The 5,432-nt window shown below is 70.4% G+C and carries 3 protein-coding genes and 1 pseudogene; all 4 read right to left on the minus strand.

All coding sequences use genetic code 11. The features are described 5' to 3' along the window. Positions 1-47 precede the first annotated feature (47 nt). Positions 48-1,259: a 5-aminolevulinate synthase gene (gene hemA / locus ACFWJX_RS39460; protein WP_383251759.1), complete on the minus strand. Its 1,212-nt coding sequence runs from the start codon at positions 1,257-1,259 to the stop codon at positions 48-50. Between the two features lie 29 nt (positions 1,260-1,288). Next, a complete protein-coding gene (locus tag ACFWJX_RS39465; protein WP_383251762.1) occupies positions 1,289-2,827 on the minus strand; it encodes a 3-hydroxyacyl-CoA dehydrogenase in 1,539 nt (512 codons plus the stop codon). Between the two features lie 671 nt (positions 2,828-3,498). After that, positions 3,499-3,790, minus strand: a pseudogene (locus ACFWJX_RS39470) (RNA polymerase sigma factor); the annotation flags it as partial. 71 nt (positions 3,791-3,861) lie between these two features. Then, positions 3,862-4,671 (minus strand): class I SAM-dependent methyltransferase, encoded by an 810-nt coding sequence (locus tag ACFWJX_RS39475; protein ID WP_383251763.1) that lies wholly within the window; start codon positions 4,669-4,671, stop codon positions 3,862-3,864. Positions 4,672-5,432: the final 761 nt, after the last annotated feature.

Below are 5,432 nucleotides of genomic sequence, written 5' to 3' on the forward strand. Positions count from 1 at the left end.
CACCGGAACGGTGCTCGTGCCGGGGCGACGGCCGTCGGCCGGTGCGATCAGCGGCTGCGGGGAAGACCGGCCGCCGACCACACGGCGTCGAGCGCGTCGACGAACGCCTGGACGTCCTCGGCCGTGTGACGGGAGGTGGGCGTGACGCGCAGCCGCTCGGTGCCCTCGGGCACGGTCGGCGCGTTCACCGGCTGGACGTAGATGCCGTGGTCGCCCAGGAGCAGCGCGCTGACCTCCTTGTTGCGGTGCGGGTCGCCGACGAGCACAGGGACCACGTGGCTGTCCCGTGAGATGACCGGGATGCCCCGCGCGGCCAGTCCCTCCTTCAGCTCCGACGCGCGCGCCCGCAGCAGGTCCCGCTGGGTGGAGTCGCGGCGGACCAGACGCAGCGCGGACAGCGCGCCGGCCACCAGCGGCGCCGGGGCGGACGTGCTGAAGACGAACGGGGCCGCGAAGGTCCGCACGCTGTCGATGACCGAGGCCGGCCCGGCGATGTAGCCACCGGCCCCGCCGAGCCCTTTGCCGAAACCGCCCTGGAAGACGGTGATCCGGTCGCGGACGCCCTGCTCCTCCGCGTAGCCGGAGCCCTCCTCGCCGTAGATGCCGACCGAGTGGATCTCGTCCAGGTAGGTCAGGGCGCCGAACTCCTCGGCGATGTCCACGATCTCCCGGATCGGGGAGAAGTCGCCCTCCATGGAGTACAGGGACTCGAAGGCGACCAGCTTGGGCGCGTCCGGGTCCGTCTCCTCCAGCAGCTTGCACAGGTGGCCCGTGTCGTTGTGGCGGAAGATCCTCTTCTGCGCGCCGCTGTTGCGGACGCCCTGGATGATCGACGCGTGGTTCAGCTCGTCGGAGAAGATCACCAGCCCGGGTATGCGCCGGCCCAGCACCGACAGGGTGGCGTCGTTGGCCGCGAAGCCGGTGCTGAACAGCAGCGCCCGCTCCTTGCCGTAGAGCGAGGCGAGCTCGGCCTCCAGATCCTCATGGAAGGTGCTGGTGCCCGAGATGCTGCGCGCGCCGCCGGTGCCCAGGCCCACGCCGCGCACCGCGTCGGCGACCGCGTTGATGACCGTCGGGTGGTGGCTCAGCGAGAGGTAGTCGTTGGAGCACCAGACGGTGATCTCGCGCGGACCGTCGGCGGCGTGGAGCACGGCCCGCGGGGCCCCCTCGGCGCGGCGCTCCAGATTCAGGTACGTCCGGTAGCGCCCCTGCTCTTTGGCCGACGCGACGTCCTGGGCGAGGTGTAACAGAGCCTGCATGGGTGGTGTTTCCCTTTCTGGCATGGGGGTCAGGCCGCGAGCGGGCCGGTGCGCAGCGCGCCGCGGCGCAGCGCGGGGGAGGGGCGGTAGTGCCCGTCCCGGTGTTCGTCGTCGAGGTTCTCCAGCAGGGCGAGGACCGAGGGCAGCCCGATCCGCTCGCCCCAGGCGACCGGCCCCAGCGGGTAGTTGGTGCCCAGGCGCATGGCGGTGTCGACGTCCGGGGCGCTCGCCAGGCCGTCGGCCACCGCGTCCAGCGCGATGTTGACGAGCATGGCGACGGTGCGGAACACCAGCAGCCCCGGGATGTCGTCCACCGTGCTGACGTCCTTGCCCAGCAGCTGGAACAGGCCCACCGCGGCGTCCCGCGAGGCGTCAGGCGCCCCGCCGCTCACCGCCAGGGCGGTACGGGAGGAGGTGGCGAAGTCCGGGCTCAGGTCGAACAGGACGACCGGACGTTCCGTACGCCGGGCGTGCCGGTCGGCCGTACGCCCGTCGGTCAGACGCAGCAGCGTCCCGTCGGGCAGCTCGAACATCGCGTCCAGCGCGCTGCCGGCGGCGGCCGTCACCCGCTCGACGGGGATCCCGGCCGCGACGAGCACGTCCACGAGTCCTCCGGCGGGCCCGGCGTCACCGTGCAGGCGCACCAGACGCGGCGGCGGTACGGACACCGGGGCGCGGGTGTCGGGAGCGGGCCGGGCGGCGCCGGGCCCGTGGTCGTAGAACCCTCGGCCCGCCTTGCGCCCGAGGTACCCGGCCTCCACCAGCTTGCGCTGGACGAGGGAGGGGGCGAAGCGCGCGTCGTGGTGGAAGGCACTCCACACCCCCCGGGTGACCGCTTCGTTGACGTCGTGGCCGATGAGGTCCATCAGTGCGCAGGGGCCCATGGAGAAGCCGCCCGAGCCCGTGAGGACCGCGTCGATGGTGGCCGGTGACGCCGCCCGCTTTTCCCGGGTGCGCAGCGCCTCCCCGTAGAAGGGGCGTGCCACCCGGTTGACGATGAATCCGGGCAGGTCGGCGGAGAGCACCGGGGTCTTTTGCCAGCGTTCCGCGGTCCTGTGCAGGAAACGGGTGGTGCGCTCGGCCGTGGACGGCGCGGAGACCACTTCGACCAGCGCCATCAGGGGAGCCGGATTGAAGAAGTGCAGTCCCGCGAACCGGGCCGGGTTTGCCAGGCCGGTTGCGAGAGCGGTCACGGATAGGGAAGAAGTGTTGGTGGCGATAACGGCTTCCTCGCCCACATGCTTCTCGATGTCCGCCAGAAGTGCGGACTTGGCCGCCATATCCTCGTGCACGGACTCTATGACGAGGCCGGCCGATGCCGCTTCCGGTAATTCTTCCGAGGTGGTCAGCCGGTCCAGGGCGGCGAGCGCTTCCTCTTTGCCCAGCCGTCCCTTGTCGACCAGCCGGAGGATGCGGCTCTCGATTTCCTCCCGGCCTCGGCGGGAGCTCTCCGCGCGGCGGGTCAGCAGGAGCACCCGGTGGCCGGCGAGGAGCGCGACCTGGGATATCCCGGTTCCCATGGCGCCGGCTCCGACGACGGCCACAAGGTCGTCCGGTTGCTTGTACAACTTCACAGGACTCCTCGGGGAATAGGCTTTCGCGCTGGGGCGTCCGACCTTCTGTGGCAGCACCTTCAGCCAACGTAATGCACCCGCCCGGCCGTGGCCGGGGTGTGCAACATGCCGTTCATGGGAGTTTCATCGAGGGCTGTGCGCTATCTCCGCGAGCAGTGGGAGAAAGGCAACGCCGAACGGCGTCTTCGGCAGAAGAACAGGTTAGCGGGCCGGTATTTTCCATGGCGTGTTCTTTTCGGTGGAATGGCGGTGGGGTGGCCGTCCGGAGGGGCCTGTTCCTCGGGGGGGGGGGGGATCGGCCGGCCGCGAGACGAGCGCGCCGCCGGGGGCCGGATTTCGACGGTCCGCAGGGGCCCGTCGGGATGCCCGGGAACAGCCCGGAGTGTTCTGCGGCGCATCGGGCTCGTGGAGTCACGGGATTCGTGCCCGGCGCGTCGTTCACGTGCCGAGTGCTCCGGCCGGCCTCGTGGCTTTCCGTACGCGTGTGTCAGGACAGATTCGACCGGGCTTGTCCCGGAGGGGCGCCTGGGGGGCGTGGCCTCATCACACAGTGCACCCAGGGGGGAGCGGATGTACGGCAGTTGCACCGGGCGTGCCCGTGCGGGCGCGGCCGCGATGGGCGCGGAGACGGTGGTCGTGCTGGTCGGCGAACGCCCCTGGAATGGTGGCGGCGGATTCGCTGGGCGCGCACCTCACGGCGAGCCGCCGGCGCTGCCCACGGTTGATGTTGTGCGCCTTGTGCGTGGCGATGCCGAGCAGCCAGGGCTTGAGGGAACCACCCTCCGGCTCCACTGTCTCCCGGGTACGCCAGGCGGCGAGGAACGTCTCGGACATGGCCTCCTCGGCCTCCGACCAGCTGCCGGTCAGCCGCAAGGCGTGGTTGTAGACCGCCCGCGCGTACTGGTCGTACAGGTCGGCGAACGCCGCACGGTCCACTGCCCGGATGCGTGCACGCACTGACTCTTCTCGTCCCGTTTGCCTCACACTCGGTACTCTCCGCAGACCGGACCGAGTTCCTGTGGACTTCGCTACACTGCCTCGCCCGCCAGGGGTGTGCGGCTGACGCGCATCTTCGACTGGCCGTGCGGGCGCTCCTCCCAGTCCTCCATCAAGCGCGCGTGCAGGCCGTGCTTGCGCGCCAGGGCGAGGAGGGTCTCGGTGCGGTAGTAGAAGTCCTCGTGCAGCACCTGGTGTTCGGTGCCCTCGGTGCGGTCGAAGGTGAAGTCGAAGAACCCGGTGTCGGTCAGCACGCGGCCGACGTTGGCGAGGCATTCGTCGACGACCTCCAGCGGCGAGTGGGAGAAGACGCTGTGCGCATGGATGACGTCGAAGTGGTCGCTGGGCAGGAAGTCCAGGGTGAGGTCGCCGGTGATGGTCAGGTGCGGCAGCTTGTCCTGGAGGCGGCGCTCGACGAGGGTCTTCTTGGCGGCCATCAGGATGTCGGGAGAGATGTCGATGCCGTAGTAGTTGCCGGTATCCAGGTGGCTGATGAAGCGCCAGCCGCCGCGCAGGTTGCCGCAGCCGATGTCGAGCATGCGGTGTTCGGGGCGCAGCCCGTGCTCGATGAGGTAGTCGAACTGCATCTGCCCGAGCGCCAGCCAGCGTTCGTGGGTCTGACTGCCGACCGCGGCCTCGGGGTTGCGGCGGGTGTCCGAGGCCATCACGGCCCGGTAGTAGCCGACGTGGTCGGGGTGCTTGAGACGCAGCCAGGCATCCCGGCCGGCCCTGCGGAGGTACTGGGTGACACGGCGGGGATGGGTCAGGGCGTAGCGCACCTTGTGGGTGAGCGCGGCTCGGTTGTTGCGCAGTTTCCTGGGCGACTTGGCGTCGACGGGCATGGTGAAGCGACCTCCGTACACGAGGGACCGGGACCCGGACAAAGGCTCGGACAAAGGGGTCGGACGAAGAAGAGAGGGGAGCCCGGTGAGGGGATGAAGGATTGAAGGGTAGGACAGACGTGGTGGTGTCGCGCGGTCAGACGCGGCGGCGCAGCACCAGCACCGTGACGGCCGTGAGCAGGAACGGCGAGGCCCTCGAGGATGGCGGTGTCAGTTCACTGGAAGGTCCAGTAGTCGCCGGCCGGGTTGGCCTGGCAGAAGCGGGCGACATACCCGTGCCGGTCCATGCACACCCTGAGCTGGGTGCCGTACGGGAAGGGGGCAGTTCATGACGTCGTCGCGGCGGCCGGAGGCGGTCATCAGACCGAAGTGGCCGGCGGACCACTTCTCGCCCATGGACCTCCAGTACCCGGCGGGCCAGCAGACCCAGCAATGTGCCGGCCGCCAGGCCGAACAGGGCGGCTGCGGCGACCCGTGGGCCCGAACGAAGTGGGCGGGCCACTGCCTGGCGGCCGCCGCTGCGGCGCTGCCGCGTCTGGGCAGGCGCTGCTGGAGCCGCTCGAAGGCGAGCCGGTCCGCCTCCCAGACCACCGGGTCCCCGTCCGGGCCGGTGTGTCCGGGCAGTCGCGCGGGATCGGCGCCGCGGCGGTATTTGTCCGATGGCTGCGTCCTGGGTATTGCGGGCAATCGACGGACCCGGCATCAGGATGCGCCACGGATGGGCGCGCTGGGATGCTCGGGCGATGGTGATCCGCTTAACG

It is taken from the genome of Streptomyces sp. NPDC058335 (assembly GCF_042723915.1).
Taxonomy (GTDB): Bacteria; Actinomycetota; Actinomycetes; order Streptomycetales; family Streptomycetaceae; genus Streptomyces.

Excerpts from the sequence above, each read along its gene's own strand:
- hemA (WP_383251759.1), bottom strand. The coding sequence starts at position 1,259 with ATGCAGGCTCTGTTACACCTCGCCCAGGACGTCGCGTCGGCCAAAGAG.
- ACFWJX_RS39475 (WP_383251763.1), bottom strand. The coding sequence starts at position 4,671 with ATGCCCGTCGACGCCAAGTCGCCCAGGAAACTGCGCAACAACCGAGCC.